This is a genomic window from Photobacterium sp. S4TG1 (assembly GCF_036040035.1).
GTDB lineage: Bacteria > Pseudomonadota > Gammaproteobacteria > Enterobacterales > Vibrionaceae > Photobacterium.
Map to the genome: position 1 here is coordinate 93,779 of NZ_JAYXUH010000010.1, position 20,513 is coordinate 114,291.

At 38.7% G+C, this 20,513-nt stretch carries 22 protein-coding genes and 1 CRISPR repeat array (1 of these 23 cut by a window edge); of the genes, 17 read left to right on the plus strand and 5 right to left on the minus strand.

All coding sequences use genetic code 11. The features are described 5' to 3' along the window. A CRISPR array of direct repeats spans positions 1 to 439; the repeat unit is 28 nt; unit sequence GTTCACTGCCGCACAGGCAGCTTAGAAA; it begins 3,073 nt to the left of the window's first position. A 187-nt stretch (positions 440 to 626) separates the two neighbouring features. Together VXS03_RS12850 and VXS03_RS12855 are read right to left on the minus strand one after the other, a co-directional pair. Further along, complete coding sequence (locus VXS03_RS12850) at positions 627 to 806, minus strand: hypothetical protein (RefSeq protein ID WP_327764146.1); 180 nt, start codon at positions 804 to 806, stop codon at positions 627 to 629. A 245-nt stretch (positions 807 to 1,051) separates the two neighbouring features. Further along, positions 1,052 to 1,483, minus strand: a complete 432-nt coding sequence (locus VXS03_RS12855; protein WP_327764148.1) for a hypothetical protein — start codon at positions 1,481 to 1,483, stop codon at positions 1,052 to 1,054. A 439-nt stretch (positions 1,484 to 1,922) separates the two neighbouring features. Here VXS03_RS12855 and VXS03_RS12860 point away from each other — a divergent pair, with 439 nt between their 5' ends. From VXS03_RS12860 to VXS03_RS12940, 17 genes are all read left to right on the plus strand, one after another. Then, entirely contained in the window at positions 1,923 to 3,998 is a 2,076-nt protein-coding gene (locus VXS03_RS12860) for a TonB-dependent siderophore receptor (RefSeq protein ID WP_327764149.1), read from the plus strand. A gap of 197 nt (positions 3,999 to 4,195) precedes the next feature. Next, positions 4,196 to 4,969, plus strand: coding sequence for a DUF3450 domain-containing protein (locus VXS03_RS12865; protein WP_327764150.1), 774 nt, complete (start codon positions 4,196 to 4,198; stop codon positions 4,967 to 4,969). A gap of 1 nt (position 4,970) precedes the next feature. Beyond that, the gene (locus VXS03_RS12870; RefSeq protein WP_327764152.1) at positions 4,971 to 6,338 is read left to right on the plus strand and encodes a MotA/TolQ/ExbB proton channel family protein; all 1,368 of its coding nucleotides are present in this window, start codon (positions 4,971 to 4,973) and stop codon (positions 6,336 to 6,338) included. Continuing rightward, positions 6,338 to 6,871, plus strand: coding sequence for a MotA/TolQ/ExbB proton channel family protein (locus VXS03_RS12875; RefSeq protein ID WP_327764153.1), 534 nt, complete (start codon positions 6,338 to 6,340; stop codon positions 6,869 to 6,871). The genes VXS03_RS12870 and VXS03_RS12875 overlap by 1 nt, the downstream gene beginning before the upstream one ends. Further along, positions 6,868 to 7,272, plus strand: coding sequence for an ExbD/TolR family protein (locus VXS03_RS12880; protein WP_080174088.1), 405 nt, complete (start codon positions 6,868 to 6,870; stop codon positions 7,270 to 7,272). Before VXS03_RS12875 ends, VXS03_RS12880 begins: the two co-directional genes overlap by 4 nt. After that, the gene (locus VXS03_RS12885; RefSeq protein WP_327764156.1) at positions 7,272 to 7,922 is read left to right on the plus strand and encodes an energy transducer TonB; all 651 of its coding nucleotides are present in this window, start codon (positions 7,272 to 7,274) and stop codon (positions 7,920 to 7,922) included. The genes VXS03_RS12880 and VXS03_RS12885 overlap by 1 nt, the downstream gene beginning before the upstream one ends. Beyond that, positions 7,922 to 9,109 (plus strand): hypothetical protein, encoded by a 1,188-nt coding sequence (locus VXS03_RS12890; RefSeq protein WP_327764157.1) that lies wholly within the window; start codon positions 7,922 to 7,924, stop codon positions 9,107 to 9,109. The genes VXS03_RS12885 and VXS03_RS12890 overlap by 1 nt, the downstream gene beginning before the upstream one ends. A gap of 313 nt (positions 9,110 to 9,422) precedes the next feature. Beyond that, positions 9,423 to 11,072: a phosphoethanolamine transferase gene (locus VXS03_RS12895; protein WP_327764159.1), complete on the plus strand. Its 1,650-nt coding sequence runs from the start codon at positions 9,423 to 9,425 to the stop codon at positions 11,070 to 11,072. Positions 11,073 to 11,293: 221 nt separating this feature from the next. Then, the gene (locus tag VXS03_RS12900) at positions 11,294 to 11,923 is read left to right on the plus strand and encodes a PepSY-associated TM helix domain-containing protein (RefSeq protein ID WP_327764160.1); all 630 of its coding nucleotides are present in this window, start codon (positions 11,294 to 11,296) and stop codon (positions 11,921 to 11,923) included. A 37-nt stretch (positions 11,924 to 11,960) separates the two neighbouring features. Beyond that, entirely contained in the window at positions 11,961 to 12,485 is a 525-nt protein-coding gene (locus VXS03_RS12905; protein ID WP_327764161.1) for a DUF2271 domain-containing protein, read from the plus strand. 14 nt (positions 12,486 to 12,499) lie between these two features. Further along, complete coding sequence (locus VXS03_RS12910; RefSeq protein ID WP_327764162.1) at positions 12,500 to 13,333, plus strand: DUF4198 domain-containing protein; 834 nt, start codon at positions 12,500 to 12,502, stop codon at positions 13,331 to 13,333. A 91-nt stretch (positions 13,334 to 13,424) separates the two neighbouring features. Then, positions 13,425 to 13,742: a hypothetical protein gene (locus VXS03_RS12915; RefSeq protein ID WP_327764163.1), complete on the plus strand. Its 318-nt coding sequence runs from the start codon at positions 13,425 to 13,427 to the stop codon at positions 13,740 to 13,742. Continuing rightward, positions 13,739 to 14,317, plus strand: a complete 579-nt coding sequence (locus VXS03_RS12920; protein ID WP_327764165.1) for a DUF6162 family protein — start codon at positions 13,739 to 13,741, stop codon at positions 14,315 to 14,317. The genes VXS03_RS12915 and VXS03_RS12920 overlap by 4 nt, the downstream gene beginning before the upstream one ends. 69 nt (positions 14,318 to 14,386) lie before the next feature. After that, entirely contained in the window at positions 14,387 to 15,295 is a 909-nt protein-coding gene (locus VXS03_RS12925) for a metal ABC transporter solute-binding protein, Zn/Mn family (protein ID WP_327764166.1), read from the plus strand. Further along, positions 15,292 to 16,047, plus strand: coding sequence for a metal ABC transporter ATP-binding protein (locus tag VXS03_RS12930; protein WP_327764167.1), 756 nt, complete (start codon positions 15,292 to 15,294; stop codon positions 16,045 to 16,047). Before VXS03_RS12925 ends, VXS03_RS12930 begins: the two co-directional genes overlap by 4 nt. Continuing rightward, a complete protein-coding gene (locus VXS03_RS12935) occupies positions 16,047 to 16,922 on the plus strand; it encodes a metal ABC transporter permease (protein WP_327764169.1) in 876 nt (291 codons plus the stop codon). The genes VXS03_RS12930 and VXS03_RS12935 overlap by 1 nt, the downstream gene beginning before the upstream one ends. Before the next feature lie 25 nt (positions 16,923 to 16,947). Continuing rightward, positions 16,948 to 17,856, plus strand: a complete 909-nt coding sequence (locus VXS03_RS12940) for a metal ABC transporter solute-binding protein, Zn/Mn family (RefSeq protein WP_327764170.1) — start codon at positions 16,948 to 16,950, stop codon at positions 17,854 to 17,856. Between the two features lie 74 nt (positions 17,857 to 17,930). Here the strand turns inward: VXS03_RS12940 and VXS03_RS12945 are convergent, their stop codons facing one another. The 3 genes from VXS03_RS12945 to VXS03_RS12955 all read right to left on the minus strand — a co-directional run bounded on the left by VXS03_RS12945 (position 17,931) and on the right by VXS03_RS12955 (position 20,217). Then, positions 17,931 to 18,488: a manganese efflux pump MntP gene (locus tag VXS03_RS12945; RefSeq protein WP_327764172.1), complete on the minus strand. Its 558-nt coding sequence runs from the start codon at positions 18,486 to 18,488 to the stop codon at positions 17,931 to 17,933. 151 nt (positions 18,489 to 18,639) lie between these two features. Beyond that, a complete protein-coding gene (locus tag VXS03_RS12950) occupies positions 18,640 to 19,155 on the minus strand; it encodes an NUDIX hydrolase (protein WP_327764173.1) in 516 nt (171 codons plus the stop codon). A 9-nt stretch (positions 19,156 to 19,164) separates the two neighbouring features. Beyond that, a complete protein-coding gene (locus VXS03_RS12955; RefSeq protein WP_327764174.1) occupies positions 19,165 to 20,217 on the minus strand; it encodes a GGDEF domain-containing protein in 1,053 nt (350 codons plus the stop codon). Positions 20,218 to 20,513 lie beyond the last annotated feature (296 nt).

Below are 20,513 nucleotides of genomic sequence, written 5' to 3' on the forward strand. Positions count from 1 at the left end.
GCACAGGCAGCTTAGAAAGAGTACAATAGCTAAGAAAGGAACGAACAACCGTTCACTGCCGCACAGGCAGCTTAGAAATTCAAGCCACTGCTCAATATTCATTAGTCATAGTTCACTGCCGCACAGGCAGCTTAGAAACACATCACGCACGTTAACGATTAGATGAATATGGTTCACTGCCGCACAGGCAGCTTAGAAACGACGGTGTCACTGTTGGTGGTGATAAGTTTGGTTCACTGCCGCACAGGCAGCTTAGAAATCATAAATTAGCACAATTTAATATATCAGTTGGTTCACTGCCGCACAGGCAGCTTAGAAAAGAAAAAATTGATTTTAAAGGCACGACTAATCGTTCACTGCCGCACAGGCAGCTTAGAAAATCACGAATAATTCAGGCAGTGCATGAATACGGTTCACTGCCGCACAGGCAGCTTAGAAAAAGTGCTGCTAAGTTTTGTGCCGTTTCCATGTGTGCACTACTGCATAGGTAGCTTTTAGATGATTAGAAAGCGTATAAGGAAAACGAAAGGATAAATTGGGGTGCTTATAGCCGTTAGATCGAAGATTAAATAGTTCAGTATAAAGTCCAGTACTTGCTGGACTTTATGTTGTTAGTCACACGCAGTTTACTGATTATTCTCATATTCAAATTCAATCCACGCTTTTTCCAATTCAATGAGGCTGGCTGCAATCTCAACGTGGCTTCTTTTTTGAATGATTAATTGTCTAACGTGTTTTTGCTGTATAAAAATATGTTGGCGCTTATTGTCTATAAAGTAATTTCGCAATCCTTTTGCCTGATCCATATACTGATATCCAATATAAAACGGTGTATATCAAAATAGTACATTTATTGTGGTTATTCTCAAGTGCTTGATTGGCTGAATGGATAGGTTAAGCAACTATTTGCCTATGACGTATCAAGTTTGAAACAGTTTATGCCATTATATAAAAGGGAGGGGATGTGACGAATTATGCTAATTTTTATAGATTGAGGCTGGTTAGAAAAGAAATACCCGTCATTAAAGCTTAATAACGGGTATAGATACAGTTATCGAATTACGTTTTTGAAGTGCTTCTTACGTGTAAATAAGAAGTCTACATCTGGCGGGAAGTCTTTATTGTTTTTAGCATGTGTCATCATGTCAAAGACTTTAAATTCCGCTAAGACAGCAAAAGGATAAGGGACAAATTCACCTTCGCCATTTGCTTGTAAAGTAGGATCGTAATACTTACCATCTTTAAAAATAATCGCTTGGTCAATGATTGTTGCTTCATTACAGCGATAACCTAAAACATAGCGATCACCACGACAGTAAATCACATTCATATAACTGTTATAGAATGTTTCATCTTCAGTGGTTGTACAGGCCGCTAATACCTCAGGATCCATTGCCTCTACCGTTACAATACGGACTTTCTCGGCAATAAAATTGCGTTCTTCTAGTTGTTGATGAATAGCTTCAAGACTTAATTGAGTCACTTTTAATACCGCAGAAATCAATAAAAACGGCAGAATTATACGCCCGTTTGCTCTTAATGTCTTCGAAAAAACAGTATTGAGTACGGAATAATTGTGTGTTCTAAGGCGCGCAATCCTTTCTAATTTGAGAATAGGTTGTAATTATTGATAACGAATTGATTATCAATTGTATTTATTGACAAAAAATTCACGAATGCAAAGAATGTAAATTTAATGCAAATGGTAATGGTTATCACTTATATTCCTGTTCGTGGTTTAACACTAACGTTTGATAAAACAAACAGTGGACAGCCAAAATCACCTCTACGGTGGGCAGGTTTCAATACCGAGTATCTTCAAAAGCGGGCTCTTGTTCGTTTTTTAAGATGCAGTAATGGTAAGAACGACCCATCTACATTGGTTTTATTCTCAAAGATACGGTAATTGGAGATAACGGAATATGTTTTCTAAAAGTCAGCTAACACTATTGATTGGTGCGGTATTATCAGCGCCGATTGCTCATGCAGAAATAACAGATACCGATGAGCATATGGTGGTCACCGGGCGTGATTATGGCTATAAGGCTGACACGAATTCGACTGCAATGCGAATGGAGATGACACAACTAGAAACTCCAGGACAAGTTGCCGTTATCGATGAGAAGCTAATTGATGAACAGCGTGCAAGTACTTTAGGGGAAGTTTTACAGAACGATGCGAGTATTTCAGCGGGAGGCACTAGCCGTAACCGTGAGCGTTTTTCTTTACGTGGTTTTGAATTAGGCAGTAGTAGTGGTTTCCTACGTGACGGTCACCAACATTGGTCACATTACCGTCAGCCAGTTGAGTTATTAGAACGTGTTGAAGTAATGAAAGGCCCTGCAGGTTTGCTTTATGGCCAATCAGCACCTGGTGGCTTAGTTAATATGGTGTCAAAGAAGCCAACCTATGAAACACAAATGAATTTCAGCCAGGATGTAGGCTCAAATAATCATACTCGTAGCGTATTAGATGTCAGTGGTTCACTTAATGCTGATCAAACATTACGTGGACGCGTAGTACTAGCGAAAGAAGATTACGACTCATGGCGTAAGTTCAGTGATGGTTCAACGCCATCAACAGATCGTTTTGTTGGCGGTATGTTCCTTGATTATGATGTTAATGATAACGTGATGGTGTCATTACATTATGATCGCACTCAAGATAAGGGTAGCGTAGATTCTGGCGCTTATATTGTTGATGGTAAGCCAGTTATGGGCCGTGATCATGTGTGGGACGCACAATGGTCTGAAATTGATAACGATGTACAGAATGTTGGCTTTGATGTTAAAGCTCAATTGAATGATACATGGGCATTGAATACTGGTTTTAATTACCAAGATTTTGTTCGTAACGATAAAGAAAGTTACCCAAATTTCAGTAATTTTGAAGAAAATGGCACCATTAAACAAGGCGGTAATGATCGTCATGATGAATGGGCATTTAAAACCGCTTATACCGATTTTGTTGGTGAATTCGATACATTAGGCATGCAACATCAGCTATTAGTTGGTGCAAACTGGTTAGGTTATAGCTACGACCGTTTCCAACGTTCATTTGATTCAGTCGATGTTAAGCCGGGTCAAACAACGCCAACCCCAGTGTATTCAAATAAAGATCCAAAAGTGTCTAATTCTTCATACGATGCATGGGGTTTCTATGCGCAAGATATGATCACGATGAATGATAACTGGCAAGTGCTGGCTGGTATCCGTTTTGATCGCCAAGTGAAGAGTGGCATTGCGGAAGAAGCGGTATCACCTAAATTAGCGGCAATTTATCACCCTGCTGAGAATGGTTCTATTTACTTAGCTTATTCTGAAAGTTTTGAGCCTCAAGGTGTAGTGTCTTCTGATTACACCAATGCTGGTGATAACCTTGATCCTCTACGTGGTAAGCAATATGAGCTTGGCACCAAGTGGGAATTATTGAATAAACGTTTATTTGCAACAGCTGCAGTATTTAATATTACGCAAGAAAATTCAAAGATTGCCGTTGGACCTGATAATAATCAAACACTAACTCAAGCGGGTGAACGTGTACATAATGGTGTCGAGTTTGCGTTACAAGGTAATATTACTGAAAAACTAAGCATGAACGCTTCTGCAATGTATCTTGATGCGGAATACACCAAAGATCAGAACTATGAAGGTAATCGTCCTGTAGATGTGCCTGAGTTTGCTGCAAGTGTATGGTCAACGTATAACGTAACACCTGCAACGGATGTAAACCTAGGTGTTATCTACGAAGGTTCACGTTTTGGCGATGCGGCCAATACCTTTAAGAAAGATGGCTATACGCGTGTCGATGTTGGTGTGGCTCATACTTATAAATATGACGATAAGCTCGATATCATTGGTCGTGTAAATGTAGAGAACTTATTTGATACCGATTACATGGCCGGTGGTGGTTCAACCAGCAAAGACTATGTGGGCGCAACAGGTGTAACGCTTGGTGAAGGCCGTAACTTTATGGCAACTATCGAGTTTAAATATTAAGGTCTTAACTGAATAAATAAAGGGGAAGTATTAACTTCCCCTTGCTTTGATCTAGATAGTTAGATTTAGATGTTGCATCTATAAACTGTTCATCACCATTGTTATTGTTTATAGTTCGCCAACTTCTGCGGTGCCTTTTCTTTTTAACACCCGTTTTTTATTTTTTGGTTATTACAGATAACGATTGATTGAATATTATGAATTTTATTAAAACGAGCCTTGCTATTGTTATTATCAGCATTACTTCTGGAGCGCATGCTTCGAGTCTTGATAATGCACGTTCGATTGAAAATAGCACTAATACTGCATCTGCAGTGAGCCAGAATAAGATAGATAAAAGTGCTGATTCTGTCTTAGCGATGAAAGCTAGCATGGAACAATTGCAAGAAGAAGTAAAAAACTTAACGGTTTATCATGATCATCTTGCACGCTTAGTCGAAAACCAAGCACAAGAAGTTGCCTCGATTGATCAGCAAATCACTGATATCAAACAAACTCGTCAAGGTGTTGTGCCATTGATGTATCAAATGATTGATGGTTTAAAGACGATTGTTGAGAACGACAAGCCGATTAAACGCCAAACACGTATGGTTCGAGTGGGTAAACTGGAAACCATGATGTCACAAGCCGATATTAGTGATGCTGAAAAATTCCGCCGTATTTTAGAAGCTTATCAAATTGAAATGGACTATGGCACTAAGCTTGCCGCTTACCAAGCTAAAATCACCCTTGCTGATAATAAAACCCTTGAAGTAAATGTGTTGCATTTAGGGCGAATTGCATTGGTAGCGAAAAGCCTAAATGGTAGCCATTATTGGAGTTGGAATACCGCCACGAAACAATGGCAGTCTATTGATGCAAGCGATGGTGCAAATATCGATAAAGCATTTGCGATTGCAGATAACCAAGCAGCCCCAAGTTTAATTACCTTACCTGTATCAGGTGTATCAACTAACGTAGAGAGTAAATAACATGAAATTAAAAACGTTAGTTGCCGCATTATGTATTGCTAGTTTACCACTGACCGCAAATGCAGAATCTGTAGTAAAGCAAGCACAGCAAGAACATAGCCAGCAGGCTCAGCATAATGTTCAACGTGAAGCGGGTTTTAATAGCACTCATCATAATATTAAAGCGCAATATAATGCGTTATTAGCTGAACGCAATAAATTAAAGGCTGCCACAGAAGTATTAAGTACAACCTTTAGTGCCAATGAACAACAGCTAGCGACTTTAGAACAACAATTACGTTTAGAAAGCGGCAGCTTAGGCGAACTATTTGGTGTTGTTCGCCAAACAGCCAAAGAAGTGCAGGCTGAACAACAACATGCTGTAACCGCGATTGATAACAGCCAAGATAACGCCGTTGTGAATGAGATTGTAGCAGCGAAAGCCTTGCCATCAATGACACAATTGCAAGGTTTATGGCAAGCCATGACCGATCAAATTGTTGCGAGTGGACAAATTGCGAAAGTCACCGTGCCATACATTAACGGTGATGGTGAGCAAAGTGATATTCAGGCATTGCGTTTAGGCAGTATTGGTTTGGTGGGTGATAACGGCTATCTCAATTGGGATGGCAGCCAACATGTGGCAATGGCGTATTTACAGCAACCTGAACATGCACCGACATTGGCCGATTACGATCAACTAATTTCTACGGGCAATGACATGCTGGTGGTCGATCCTTCACGTGGGGTGATGCTAGAGCAATTAGCACAAGCACCGACATTAATGGATCGTCTGCAAGCGGGTGGCGCAGTTGGTAAAATCATTCTATTACTACTGGCTATTGGTGCCGGCATTGCGATTTTCCGCGGTGTGAAATTAGCCATTATTCGTCAACAAATTAAAGCACAACTAAAACAACCTTCTAAGCCGGGTAATAATCCATTAGGTCATATTTTAGCTGTTTATAACAAAGAACAAAGCCGCAGCGTTGAAGCGTTAGAATTGCGTTTATTAGAAACGATTGTTGATGAACAACAAGGGCTAGAAAAAGGCTTGTCAATGCTAAAACTGTTTGCTGCGTTAGCGCCGATGTTAGGTTTGCTAGGTACAGTAACAGGCATGATTGAAACCTTCCAAGTGATCACTCAGTTTGGTAATGGCGATCCAAAAGTGATGGCGGGGGGGATTTCAATGGCACTGGTGACCACGGTTCTAGGCTTAGTGGCGGCGATGCCATTGCTATTGGCGCATAACATTTTAAGTTCGCAAGCTGAAAATATTCGTATGATCCTTGAAAAGCAGGGTATTAGCTTGGTGGCGGAACAAGCCGAGAAAAATGACCACAGTGGTATCAAAAATTCTGGCATGACAACTGAACAGGCCGCCTAATGGATAGCAGCGTATTACAAACCTGGTGGTTATCACTGTCGCATTTTATGGCGCAAGGCGGTGTGATTCTATGGTGGCTAGCCGCTGTGGTTGCGGTGTTGTGGTTGTTAGTCTTTGAGCGGGTTATTTACCTTGTGTTTTACTTTCCACAACAACAGCAACAATGGATAGCATTATGGGCTGCACGAGCTGATCATCAATCTTGGTATGCCCATGCTATTCGAGATGGTTGGTTAGCCGATGCTAAAATAGCACTAAACAAAAACCTTAATTTTATTAAAGTGTTAGTTGCTATTTGTCCAATGCTAGGCTTACTTGGCACTGTGACGGGTATGATTTCAGTGTTTGATGTTATGGCCACCCAAGGCAGTAGTCAGCCGAGATTAATGGCATCAGGAATTTCATTAGCGACATTGCCGACTATGGCTGGCATGGTGGCTGCATTAGCGGGAATGTTTATCCATGCTCGATTGGCAAAAGCGTGTCAAATGCGTGAATTAAAATTAGAAAAATCATTAAGGAGTCAGCTATGAGACTCAGCCGTCGCTCGTCAGTGCGTGAAGATGCACAAATAGATTTAACCTCGATGTTAGATATCGTTTTCATCATGTTGATTTTCTTTATTGTGACTAGCTCTTTTGTGCGTGAATCTGGGGTTGAAGTGAATCGCCCGCAAGCAAGCCATGTCGTTAGCCAAAAAGATGCAGGAATTTTTGTAGCGATCACTGCAGCAAATGATATTTATATTGATAAGCGAGTTGTTGATGCCGAACGTGTGCAAGCAACACTTGAGCACATGCTAACGGAACAGCCTGATGCTGCCTTGGTGATCCAAGCTGATGAACATGCTTATAACGGTACGGTTGTTAAAGTTATGGACGCTGCAAAAGGTGCAGGGGTGAAGAATATTGCTCTGGCGGCGGAGAAAAGCTAATGATGCGCATATTGATGGCGTTGCCATTGGCGCTCGCGGTGGCTTTAGGTCTATTTACGCTAATGGCATGGATGGTGGATAACGGTAATCATCAGCCACAAGATAATGCATCGCCGTTAGCGTTTAATATGGTGATGGTAGAACACGAACAAGCGCCTCAACGTCGTCAGCGTGTTGCACCACCACCGCCTGAGACGCCAACGCCACCACCTGAAGCGCAACCATCACAGTCACAGGCGGCAACATCAACCACTATGCCAATGGCATCAATTCCAAGTTTAGGGTTAGATACGTCGATTCATGGTTTAGCGGTTAATGCGCCAAAATTTACCGACTTTAGTAGTGCTGCAGCGGTTGGTAATGGGTTAGGGCAATCTCAACAAGCAATGCCACTTTATCGCGTAGAGCCACGTTATCCATCGCGTGCGCTACGCCAAGGTAAAGAAGGTTATGTGGTGCTTAAATTCACCATTGATACTCAAGGTCGACCGATTGATATTGCTATTATGGATGCGAAACCACGGCGTTTATTTGATAAAGAAGCCATTCGTGCATTACGAAAGTGGAAATACCAGCCACAAGTTGTGAATGGTGCCGCAATCGCGCAGCAAGGGCAGACAGTACGTCTTGAATTTAGGTTGAATCAATAATGAAAAAGATCGCTTTTATTGTCGCGTTAACCTTATCGGCCTCATTGCCATTATCTTATGCTTATGCAAGTGGTGGTCAGTTATCACAAGCAACAGCCAATAAGGTTCAACGTGCCAATAATTTACAGTTAGATAATAAGCTTGATCAAGCGGTGGCAATGTTGGCTGAAATGAGGCCAAGTTCTGCTTACGATAAAGCTTATGTACAGCGAATGTTAGGTGTATTTTATTGGCAGCAAGGGAAACAGCCACAAGCTATTTCCCTGTTAACAAAAGCAGTAAACAGTGGTTTGTTGCATGATGATCAAGCATGGGCGACTGAACGCATGTTGGCGGATATTTTGTTATCAGAAGCTAAATATAGTCAGGCGCTACCGCATTATTATAAGTTAACTAAAAATATTCCTGCTAAGCAAAAAGGGGATGAATTGTGGCTTCGGATTGCCCAAGCGCATTACCAGCAAGCACAATGGCAGCAAGTATTAACGGCAATGAAACGTTATGATCGCTACCGCCTTAAAGACAGTATGTCGCCATTATCGATTAAACTTGGTGCGCAGTTACAATTGAAGCATTGGTCTGGAGCAACATCAACACTGAATCGATTGATCGCACTTGAACCAAATAAGTTAATTTGGTGGCAGCAATTAGCCAGTATTCAAATGCGAACAGGTAAAAATGCTGATGCATTAGCGACATTAAAGTTAGCAAAATACCAAGGCGTGGCACTGAGTCAGCAAGATCTTAAAATACTAGCACAATTATATGCTCAACGTGGTATTCCAGAACGTGCTGCAGAACAAATAGCCGCATTGAAAGGTGCCAATAATGATAAGACCTTATTAATTGAACAAGCTAATTACTGGCAAATGGCACGGGAATGGAATAAAGCTATCGCATTATGGGCAGTCGTAGCGAATAAAGATAACCATTATCGCTGGCAGTTATCACAATTGCTATTGCAGGAAGGACATTATCAACGGGCATTAACTGAACTTAATCGTGTTAAACGTAAAGATAAACGCGCTGACGTTGAATTAGCAAAGGTGCGAGTTTATTACAAATTGAATAAATTCGATCAAGCCATTATTCATGCTAAGCAAGCAAATAACATTCAGGCGTCATCTGCTGCTAAAAGTTGGATTAAATATTTAGGTCAAATGCGAAAAATGGACGCAAGTGCCTAATACTAAATGGAATGAATTAATATATTATGATTAAAGAGAAGCGAGCTATAGAGCTCGCTTTTTTATTTATGAAATAGAGCAAAGTATAAAAATATTTTTCATAACGACCTGACTAATCAATATTAATGATTACTATTAACAAAAAGATGTTACGCCAAAATTAGAGACAATAAATATCATTGTTGCTTATATATCATACGAAAAAAGCATAGTCATTTAGTGCTATTATTTGTATAGGTATATAAGTATACTTGCGCACATAAAAAACGTCATTGGCTGACATTTCGTTGAGCAATTATTTTAGGTTAGATAAATGAAGCGTTCTTCTTCTATTTTTAATAAAGAATTAAATTATAATATATTGGTTTTTTTTATTGCTATATATTTTGGCATTATTTTAAATGCGCCATTATGGGAAAGTTTTTATGAAATACTCTCAAAATTAGAAATAGTTAATATTGGTTTTATAATATCACTCCCTATATTTTTGATTGCGGCACTTAATATTATATTTCAACTTCTTGCATGGCCTTATATAGGGCGTGTTTTGTTTAGTGTTCTTACTTTTTTCTCTGCTATAACCGCTTATGCATCATATCATTATGGGATTATTTTTGATTATGGAATGATGGAAAATATTTTTGAAACCAATAGTAGTGAGGCATTTTCTTACCTAAGTATACCTGGTTTTATAACTATTTTTATTATGGGCGTTATACCTTGTTTGTTCATTATAGCTATAAAGATAAAGAAGCAGGATTTTATTAAAACGTTTGTAATATATAAACTAATATCTATTGTTGCATCTATGGTGGTTATTGTCTTAATTGCAGCATTCTTCTATAAAGATTATGTATCTGTTGGGCGTAATAATAAATATCTTAATCGAGTAATTAACCCTTCATATGTTTACACCGGTATTAAATATATTGATAGAACTTATTTAACTAAACCTATCCCTTATCAATATATAGGAACCGATGCTAAGTTGGTAACGACGGCAACATCTAATGGTAAACCGACGTTGTTTGTGTTTGTTCTTGGTGAAACCGCACGCTCTCAAAACTACCAAGCAAATGGCTATGATCGCCCGACAAATCGATATACTCAGCCTGATAAGATGATTTCATTTAAGAATGTCACCTCATGTGGAACGGCGACTGCTGTTTCTGTACCTTGTATGTTCTCAGCAATGAATCGTAATAATTACAAAAAAGCCATTGCTTATAATCAAGATACATTTATTGATATTCTGCATCGCGCTGGCATTTCGATGTTGTGGAAAGAAAACGATGGCGGCGATAAAGGTGCTGGTGATCGTATTCAAAAAATAACCTTGGACCATAGCACTGAAGATCCTTTATGTGATGGTGAATCATGTCTTGATATGGCGCTATTGAATAATTTTGATCAAGACGTCGCGAATATGAAGGGTAGCAAGTTTATTACGCTACATATTATGGGAAGTCATGGGCCAACATATTATAAGCGTTACCCTAAAGATCGTGCATTTTTTAAACCTGATTGTCAGCGGGCTGATATTGAAAATTGTACTAAAGAACAAATAGTAAATAGTTATGACAATACAATTTTGTATACCGATTATATGATTAGTCAGTTGATCCAGAAATTAAAAGGTTACAGTGATAAATATAATACAGCGTTATTTTATATTTCAGACCATGGTGAATCACTAGGTGAGGGCGGTTTATATTTACATGGCACACCTTATAGTTTAGCGCCTAAATACCAAACAACAGTGCCAATGATGATGTGGTTCTCTAAAGGTTTTTCTCAAGATCGTGGGTTAAATCTCACTTGTCTTAAGAATCTGGCGGCTAACGCGAAACAAGGAGATTATTCACAAGATAATATCTTTAGTTCCATGCTTGGTATTATGAATGTGAAGACGTCTGTTTATAAACCGAAGCAAGATATTTTCCGTCAATGTCGTACTAATTAGACGGTTTATATAGATCAACGTTAAATTTTACAAATTACCCCTAATTATTTTTTATTAGGGGTTTATTTGTTAAAGCCTTTATTATCCTCGCACCTCGCACCTCGCACCTCTATTTCGTAACGCGTTTCTAACCAACGTAAACAATGTAAATTGAATGCCAATAAGAACGATTATCAATTAAATTATCATTATTCCAGTTACTCTTATGCATGATGTTAGTGATGGTGTTAAAAAATAAAGCCGTGCAATTATGGGCGCGACGCTTACATATTTATATTTCAATGGCACTACTGCTGGTGGTGTTATTTTTTGCTATCACAGGCATTACATTAAATCGGCCCCATCTTTTTGTTAGCCAATCACCAAATGTGGTTGAGCAACAACTTGTAATTCCCCATGAGTTATTAGCGTCGGAAAAAGGGCCTTTTTCACCAAACCGTTCTGCATTAATAGCATATCTTGCCAAGCATGGTGAAGTTCGCGGAACACCGTCAGCTATAGATATTTTTACAGATATCGATGGCAATGAGTTAGTCGAAGGTGAAATTTCGCTTGATTACAAAGGCCCTGGTTATAACGCCACGGTTTTTATTGATATGACAACGGCTGAAGCAACAATTGAAAGCACAAATTATGGCGTAATTGCAGTGCTTAATGATCTCCATAAAGGGCGTAACAGTGGCGAGGTTTGGCGTTGGTTTATTGATATTACTGCAGTGTTAATGGTGTTGTTTGTTTTAACTGGCGTGTGTTTGCTTATCCCAAAAAAGAAAACGTTTCGTACTTCATTGAAATGGATGGGGTTGGGCTCTGTGGTGAGTTTACTGATTTATATTGTTGCTGTGCCATAAGCCAGTATTTGATTGTCGATTTTATTGAAGGTTCATTATGACCGCGTTTCACATCATTAAAAAACCATTATTAGTTGCGTTATTGCTAGCACCATTAACGGGTGTTATAGCGAAACCTGTACCTGAAACGGCACAACTGGAGATTAGTTTTGCGCTACCGGCTATTGATACCACCATGTATGCCCGTCCTTATGTTGCGGTTTGGATAGAAGATCAACAGCGTAAATCCGTACGTACAGTGCAGTTATGGGTCGGTAAGGATGAGTGGCTGAAAGATTTACGTAGTTGGTGGCGAAAAGTCGGTCGTTATGATCGTGAGTTAGTTGATGCGGTCACGTCAGCCACCCGTCCTGCTGGTGAATATAAATTTGCCTGGGATGGTTTAAATGATAAAGGCCAACGTGTTGAACAAGGTAATTACACTTTCTACGTTGAAGTTGTGCGCGAGCATGGTGGTCGCAACTATTTACGACAAAAAATTGAGCTAGGCGAAAATGCGTTTAGCCATGTTATTGCACCGACAGAAGAAACAGGTGCTATTCAACTTAATTATAAACTTTGAGTAATAGTAACGTTATGAAAAATAATAAAATAAAAGCGTTTTCTCTGGCATGTGCGGTGATTGCAGGCTTAACGGTATCAGCAACAGCAAATGCACACCCTCGTTGGATATTACCTTCACATTTTACCGTATCAAAAGAGGGGGGCGATTGGTTATCTTTTGATGTTACCGCGTCACATGGCACGTTTGTTTATGATAAGCCAGCAAGTACAGAAACAGCTGAAGTAATCATGCCTGATGGGCGTAATGAGCGTCCTAATTTTACTATTCGTGGTAAACGTCGTGCTATTTTTGATTTTTACTTTGAAGAGCAAGGCACACATAAAATTCAAGTAAATCAAACGCCAGTATATTTTACTCAATACAAAGCGGGTCGTCGTGACACCGTAAAATGGATCGCTGCTAACAAAGTTGAGCGTGATGCTGTATTACCACCAAAATCTCGTGACGTTGTCACTCAAGTGGGTTACACCCGTGCTGAAACATACGTAACCGTAGGTAAGCCAAGCACTAAGGCAATGGAGATTACGGGCAAATATTTAGAGTTGCTTCCGATCACTCACCCTGCCGATATTATTGAGGGTGAGCCTGTGACATTCCAATTTTACTTTAATGGTAAACCACAAGCGGGTGTTGTCGCGGAAGTGACCCGTGAAGGAACGCTGTACCGTAATCATCAAGAACAAATTGATGTCGTGAGTGACAAAGAAGGAAAGGTGACTTTTACACCTGAGATTGCGGGTCGCTATATTATGAAAGCTAACTACCGCGGTGAAGTTGCTAATAACCCAATGGTAGATACTGCTAACGTCAATGTGCATATCACCTTTGAAGCGTCGTTACAGTAAGTCTTATCAATGTGCTGTTTTATGACAGCACATTTCCTTCACTCATAATGTATTACTTAATTCCCATAACATGGGCCAGTTTGAGGTTGTTATGAAAAGCCATGTACCACTAATTACGTTACTAACGTTAGGACTTTTCTCAAGTGCGGCGCAAGCGCACTTTCCATTAATGAGCTGTTGGTTTGAAAGCGATAAAGTAGCATGTGAAACAGGCTACAGTGATGGCAGTAAAGCGGTTGATTACAACGTTAATATGTATGATTACGACGATAATTTAATTGCTAAAGTGAACACAGATAAACGATCTATTGCTGAATTTGCTAAACCAGCCACTGACTTTTATTTAGTCTTTGATTCGGGGCACGAAAGCCCAGTAGAAGTCGATGTTGTTGAGATTAAAGAAAAATGATCCGTCAATCCGTATCTTCAGATAATGGCAGTAAGGAAGGGAAATGGGTCGGTGGTATTATCGTTTCTATCCTATTACTTGCCACCATATTATTACCGTATCATCAAAATAAAACAAAATCACAGCAATTGGATACTCATCAAATTGCGGTCACTGAGTTAAGTTCAGAAGAACTCGCGATGGTGGCGGAATTACGTTTGGCTCATGAAGAAATTCGTAATTTAAATCAAGATAGCCGTGAATTCAATCACCAAGACCATTGGCCAAATATGGCGGAGTTATCTGAATTATGGCTAGCACCATTTATTGAAGATAAAAGCTGGGAACGTAAAGGTCGTCATCAGTGGCAGCATATTAATGGTGCTATTTACCAAGGCCTACGTAGTGAAAAACAGGGCTCATCATCTGTTGTTTTAAATAGTGGCAGCATTGAACCTGATATTTGGTTAGCACTTTCTAAAAATACAACACCATTGATCATTAACGATGAGGGTGTTTTTGAACCGCAACAATTGATTGATCGTGGCTGGACACAAATCGTATTTAATAACGATAAACAAGCATCGGTGTATTAATCTTTTTTGCTTTACTTAATCGTGTATGGCTTGCGGTGTATTCATTTCTTAACCTTGAAGTAAAATATTATGAAAATAGTCTTTAAAACAGCATTAACGGCTGTTGCATTATTCGCAAGCTTTTCAAGTGCCGCCGCTGAAAAATTAACTATCGGTATTACATTGCAGCCTTATTATAGTTACGTTAAAGCGGTCGTTGGCGATAAGGCCGATATTCTTCCTCTAGTTGATGCCGGTTTCAATCCGCATAACTATTTACCACAACCTAATGATTTACGTCGTTTAAAACAAATGGATGTGATTGTTGTAAATGGTATTGGTCACGATGACTTTGCTCTGAAAGTTATTGATGCGGCTCAACGTGATGATTTAGTGGTTATTAAAGCAAACAATGATGTGCCATTACTGCCTGCAATGGGTCAATCAGTAGGAGATGGTGCAGTAAATCCTCATACTTTTGTTGGATTATCAACCACAATTCAAAAGGTTTACACCATTGCTAATAAATTGGCTGAACTTGATCCTGATAATGCGCGTGAATACCGTAAAAATGCCCGTGATTATGCAAAAACATTTCGATTAATGAAACGTAAAGCCATGTTAGCTCTCGGCGACTTAGATACTTCAGGTATGAAAGTTGCGACAACCCACAATGCGTATGGTTATTTATTACAAGAATTTGGTGTTGATGTTGCTGCAGTCATCGAACCTGCACACGGTGTTGAACCTAGCGCTAGTCAGCTGCAAGAAACAATCGAAAAAATAAAACAATCAGGTATTGATGTATTGTTTTATGAATTAAATATGCCTAACCGTTATGTTGATACCATAGAAAAAGCGACAGGGGTGAAGTTATACCGTTTTTCACATATGACGCATGGCCAGTACGATGCGAATAAAGTAGAAATTGAAATGCAGCAAAATTTAATGACATTAGTTGAAGCAATGCAATTTGCTGCCAGTAAGGATCAAGCATGAGTTTGGGACCGAGTATTGAGATTGCTAACCTTGAGTTGCAATACGGTGAAAACCAGATTTTATCTAATATCAACCATACGTTTGCAGCAGGGCAATGCCACGTTGTTATGGGACCCAATGGCGGTGGAAAAACATCGCTATTACGATCAATTTTGGGCCTAACACCTTTTAAAGGAAATGTTGATATTCTATGGAGCGATGCGGCCAATAACGGTAAGCCAGGTTCTGTTGGTTACGTTCCACAAAAAGCAATGTTTGAACAAAGTTTACCACTAACAGTGATGGATTTTATCTTATTAAATTTAACTCGTTCACCATTGTTTTGGCGTAAACGTCAGCAAGATAAGTTATTTGCATTAAGCCAACTTGAGCGAGTAGGAATGGCAAATCGTGCCGATCGGCGTATGGGACAGTTATCCGGCGGTGAACAGCAACGAGTATTATTTGCTCAAGCATTATTAGATGATCCTGATTTATTAGTGTTGGATGAACCAACGACAGGAATGGATGAGCAAGGAGTTCGCTATTTAGAGTCTTTGATTCATGAATTTGTTACTCAAGGTAAAACAGTATTAGCAGTTCATCATGACGTAACAGCGGTTCGAAGACTAAACGCGCAAGTGCACGTGGTTAATCGTATTGTTGTGGATTCTGGCCATCATTCAGAAGTGTTGATCCCTGAAAAAATAGAACGGTTATTTAATCATTACAGTCATGCGCCAATTGCGGCAAATCAACACGAGGTTGCGTAATGGAATTACTTCGACATTGGGCACAACGGGGTGTTGATGCGGGCATACTAAGTGACAGCTTTTCATATGTTTTCATGGTTAATGCCATAGTCGCAGCATTGTTACTTGGGCCTTTATTAGGTGGATTAGGGACGTTAGTTATAGCTAAACGGTTAGCCTTTTTCTCTGAAGCTGTTGGTCATGCAGCGTTAACCGGTATTGCTCTAGGAGTATTATTAGGTGAACCGCCCGAAAATCCCTTTATAGGTTTATTTAGTTTTTGCATGATCTTCGCGTTACTGCTGCACTTTGTTCGTAATCGAACTAATGTGCCTTACGATACGCTGGTCGGTGTGTTTTTAGCGTTGGCATTAGCCGTTGGCGCCGCATTACTGATGTATGTTGCGCGTAAAATAAATATTCATATGCTTGAAAATGTTCTGTTTGGTTCAATTCTAACAGTAACCGATCAAGATTTGTGGGTCTTAGGGATAAGTTGTGGGTTGATAATATTATTATTAATACCGACATTTAATCGAATTTTATTAACCTGCATTAGTCCTGATATTGCGCGAGTACGCGGTTACAACACTAATTTTTATGACTATTTGTTTGTGATCATGATAACTCTTGTCACGATCGCTTCTGTTAAAATTGTGGGAGCAGTATTAGTAGGTGCATTGCTGCTGATTCCTGGTGCAACGGCACGTTTACTTACCAAAAATATGGGCAGTTTTGTTTTATTGTCATCGTTATTAGCGACCATTAGCTGTGTGATTGGTACTGTGTTGCCGATGGAGCTTAAATTACCTATTCCATCAGGAGCGGCAATTATTATTGTTTCTGCTACGTTCTTTTTAACCGCCACCTGTTACCGCATTGTTCGTAAAGGGTAGTCACTGTATTTTTTAAGGGATCATCATGAGTCATATTCAACTCCACCCTATACGTTCTTTAATTCAATCTGTTTGTGCTGTTGCTATGATTGCAACAGGTGCCAGTTATAGTTATTCAGTAAAAGCTGAAGATATTCTAACGGCGACTCCTGTTACCTATATGTTGGCATCTGAACTGACTCATGAGACAGGGATAACGACAAAATTCCTACCACCCAAACGTTACGGTGTGTCACGTTTACCAAATTGGTTTGCCACTAAAGGTGACGAGGTAACAAAAGAGGCCAGTAAAAACGCACAAGCAGTCATTACTTTAGGTGCTGTTTGGCCACAAGACCCGCTTTATATCTATGCTCGTCAGGGTAATATTAAGGTTGTTGAAATTGATGCATCACAGGCAATTTCACCTCGCGGACAAGGTGTTGCAGCACTTCGCTTGAGTGATGGTACAACATCAATGTATACATGGTTAAACCCGACTAATTTAACGCGAATGGCTGCGATTGTGAGTGATGATTTGCAACGCTTATGGCCAAATAAAGCACAACAAATTGAAAAAAATCAACAGCAATTAATGGGTAATGTTCGTAAATTGATTAATGCCCAACAACAAGTGCTAATGGATGCAGAAATTGATTCTGTGGTTTTACTGTCGACAGAACTAGAAGATTTTGCTTCTGGCAATCAGTTATTTGTTGTCGATCGTTTAACAAAACCGGAACTTGAGTGGACAGATGCCGATAAACAAAAACTGGCAGCATTATTAGCAGAAGATAAAACATTGTGGTTACTGAGTACTAAAAAACTAACGTCATCTCAGCAAGCATTATTGCCAGAAGGCACATCAGTATTAGTTGTTGATAGTGTTGATCGCTGGGGGCGTGTTGGTATTAATCATAGCGATCCATTAAAACGTTGGCAGATTAAATTATAATCTTAGAAATAGAAGCCCAGATTGTTGTTTTACGAGATAATTGTTGGGCTTCATACTATTTAAGTGTATTTGTTTTAAAACGAAAAGAACAAAGACAGAATACCTAATAAAATCAGTAACCCGCCAGAGATCAAATCGTTATATTTCCCCACCATTTTTCCTATCACACTATCGCCAATATTGTTACCAGCATAAGTGAGCATCATGCCTGTAATAAAGGTCAGTGCGACAACCAAATAAATACTAAGATGAGTAATACTACCTAAAATACCCACGCCAATATTATTAATTGAAAGTAATAAACCTAGCATTACTGCACCTTTAAAATTTAGCACAGTGCTTTGCTTTTCTTCTTTTTGTTGCTGTTTTTTTAGCATATCGGCACAAATGAACCACGTTCCCATTAAAATGAAAATCACAGAACCTAATTCATTAGAGACTTTATGAGGGATCAGTTGGGTGACTAATTGTCCACCAAGCATAGAGATAAAGGTAACCAATGCAGTAATAAAAGCAATGATTGCATTAGATACAAGTGGGATCCTTTCATTCTTTACGCCATAAGTTAGGCCAATAACGAAATTATCGAGATTTGATGAAAGGGAGAATATCAAAGCGAGTAAGAAAGACACGATATATCATCTCGTAAAAATGTTTTTATAAACTGAAATGCAGTTTAACGCGATGTATTTGTGTGAATAGTAATTTTTCAGATATGAGCGAGATTAAGCATATTGCGCTATTTATTATCGAATATCGCAATATGTTTATATTTATTTGTTTTTAAATAAAGCCTGAAATCCGTGCCTTTAAAAAAGCTGCTAAGGTTTTGTTGTCTTGGATGTGGTTATCTGCAATTTTTTGTTCTACTTCAGCGACAGATAATGTCACAACATTAATAATTTCATCATCATCTAGTTGCCCTTGAGTCGCTGATAGTCCTTGTGCTACATAAAGGTATTGTATTTCATCACAAAAACTAGGGGCAGGCAGTAATTCTCCAAGTGGATGCCATTTGTTTGCTGCAAGGTTTGTTTCTTCGGCTAATTCTCGTTGCGCACAAATGAAAATATCTTCTTTTGCTTCTAGTGTGCCTGCTGGAAATTCAAATAACCATTGGCTGATTGCTGGACGGTATTGATGAACAAGTATTAGATCACCGTTATGATCAATCGGAACAATAATGACCGCACCAGGATGTTTGATACTGGTACAGGCTATTTCTCTACCATCGGGTAGAAAATGAGATTGTTCTTCAACGCTAAAACATTTCCATTGATAGTGTTTTTTTATATTCATTGTTGTGCTCTATTCATTGGTTGCTATTTGATTAGATCCCCAGCTTTTTGCTCGCATCAATGCACTTTCTGCTTTGATATAGTCATACCTAAAATCTTGATATTCAATATTAGTAATACCAATACTGACACTGATTTTTATTTGATGTCCTGACGTTAATTCTAATATCCATTGACTAATTTCATCACGAATTTTAATGGCAAATTGCTCTGCTGATTGAATATTAGAGTCTGGGATAATAATACAAAACTCTTGACTGCTTAAACGAGCAATATGCATGTTTTTACCACAAATCTCACGCAGGCATTTTGCTGCCATCATCAAGGTTTTATCTCCAGCATCAAGTCCGAAACGATCGTTAACATCTCTAAATTTATCAATATTGATTAATAACATCGAAATATCACGGCGGTAACGCTTACATCGAGACGATTCACTTTGATAAAAAGGTAATAATCCTTCACGGTTTAGTAACCCTGTCAGAAAATCATTGGTGGTGGTTTTTTTTACCTGCAAAATAGCATCATAACGATGTCGAGATAATAAAAATGCCATCACAAAAATAATTGAATATGCACATATATTTTGAAGAGCAGATGCAATTTGCATTTGTTTACTGGCTATTTCAGATACACTCAACACAATATAGAGTAATCCAAAAATAGCACTATACCAAGCCGCGGTTCTAATTTGTAAAGCAAAAAAACTTAATAGGGGAATGGTTAACCCGATAGTATTACTGATATGGCGAGCACCAGTAAAATAAAACCCCGCTGAACAAATAAGCGTAGTAGCGATTAAAAAGATCCAAAAAAGAATAGTAGCAGAAAAGATGGTTCGATTTAATGCAGCTAAGGTGTAACACAGTGTCATGCCGAGTATACCGACAACAGTAAAATAATGTGCTTGTTGTGATACAAAATAAGTAAAAGCGATAATGGCACAGATAGCACCAGCAAAAGGGAATAATAAGGAAAGTTGTTTTTTTAATGTTTTCTCACTCAATTCAATATAGGCAAAATTTGTTGCTTGTAGCTGAGTACTTTTAATCAATGTAGCCATGATATAAAAAAAACCTTTATAACAACATTTGGATAAATACAACACATAGTGTGTTTTTTTGGGAAGCATATCAGTATTGTGATTGATGTCTAATTATTTTTAAACTTTAATGTAAAAAAATATATAAAAAAGAGATCTTATTATCATAAAATATCTAGACATAAGACTGATTAACAATTAAGATATTGATAATCTTAAGTAATTTTTTGTTTTGTAAATCTGTTTATTTATAAGAATGCAACGTTTTTAACTTAAATGATTAAAAATGAGATCTGCAACCATGAATAATTATTCTA

Coding starts and splice junctions, on each gene's coding strand:
- VXS03_RS12850 (WP_327764146.1), bottom strand. CDS start 806: ATGGATCAGGCAAAAGGATTGCGAAATTACTTTATAGACAATAAGCGC.
- VXS03_RS12860 (WP_327764149.1), top strand. CDS start 1,923: ATGTTTTCTAAAAGTCAGCTAACACTATTGATTGGTGCGGTATTATCA.
- VXS03_RS12865 (WP_327764150.1), top strand. CDS start 4,196: ATGAATTTTATTAAAACGAGCCTTGCTATTGTTATTATCAGCATTACT.
- VXS03_RS12870 (WP_327764152.1), top strand. CDS start 4,971: ATGAAATTAAAAACGTTAGTTGCCGCATTATGTATTGCTAGTTTACCA.
- VXS03_RS12875 (WP_327764153.1), top strand. CDS start 6,338: ATGGATAGCAGCGTATTACAAACCTGGTGGTTATCACTGTCGCATTTT.
- VXS03_RS12880 (WP_080174088.1), top strand. CDS start 6,868: ATGAGACTCAGCCGTCGCTCGTCAGTGCGTGAAGATGCACAAATAGAT.
- VXS03_RS12885 (WP_327764156.1), top strand. CDS start 7,272: ATGATGCGCATATTGATGGCGTTGCCATTGGCGCTCGCGGTGGCTTTA.
- VXS03_RS12890 (WP_327764157.1), top strand. CDS start 7,922: ATGAAAAAGATCGCTTTTATTGTCGCGTTAACCTTATCGGCCTCATTG.
- VXS03_RS12895 (WP_327764159.1), top strand. CDS start 9,423: ATGAAGCGTTCTTCTTCTATTTTTAATAAAGAATTAAATTATAATATA.
- VXS03_RS12900 (WP_327764160.1), top strand. CDS start 11,294: ATGGTGTTAAAAAATAAAGCCGTGCAATTATGGGCGCGACGCTTACAT.
- VXS03_RS12905 (WP_327764161.1), top strand. CDS start 11,961: ATGACCGCGTTTCACATCATTAAAAAACCATTATTAGTTGCGTTATTG.
- VXS03_RS12910 (WP_327764162.1), top strand. CDS start 12,500: ATGAAAAATAATAAAATAAAAGCGTTTTCTCTGGCATGTGCGGTGATT.
- VXS03_RS12915 (WP_327764163.1), top strand. CDS start 13,425: ATGAAAAGCCATGTACCACTAATTACGTTACTAACGTTAGGACTTTTC.
- VXS03_RS12920 (WP_327764165.1), top strand. CDS start 13,739: ATGATCCGTCAATCCGTATCTTCAGATAATGGCAGTAAGGAAGGGAAA.
- VXS03_RS12925 (WP_327764166.1), top strand. CDS start 14,387: ATGAAAATAGTCTTTAAAACAGCATTAACGGCTGTTGCATTATTCGCA.
- VXS03_RS12930 (WP_327764167.1), top strand. CDS start 15,292: ATGAGTTTGGGACCGAGTATTGAGATTGCTAACCTTGAGTTGCAATAC.
- VXS03_RS12935 (WP_327764169.1), top strand. CDS start 16,047: ATGGAATTACTTCGACATTGGGCACAACGGGGTGTTGATGCGGGCATA.
- VXS03_RS12940 (WP_327764170.1), top strand. CDS start 16,948: ATGAGTCATATTCAACTCCACCCTATACGTTCTTTAATTCAATCTGTT.
- VXS03_RS12950 (WP_327764173.1), bottom strand. CDS start 19,155: ATGAATATAAAAAAACACTATCAATGGAAATGTTTTAGCGTTGAAGAA.
- VXS03_RS12955 (WP_327764174.1), bottom strand. CDS start 20,217: ATGGCTACATTGATTAAAAGTACTCAGCTACAAGCAACAAATTTTGCC.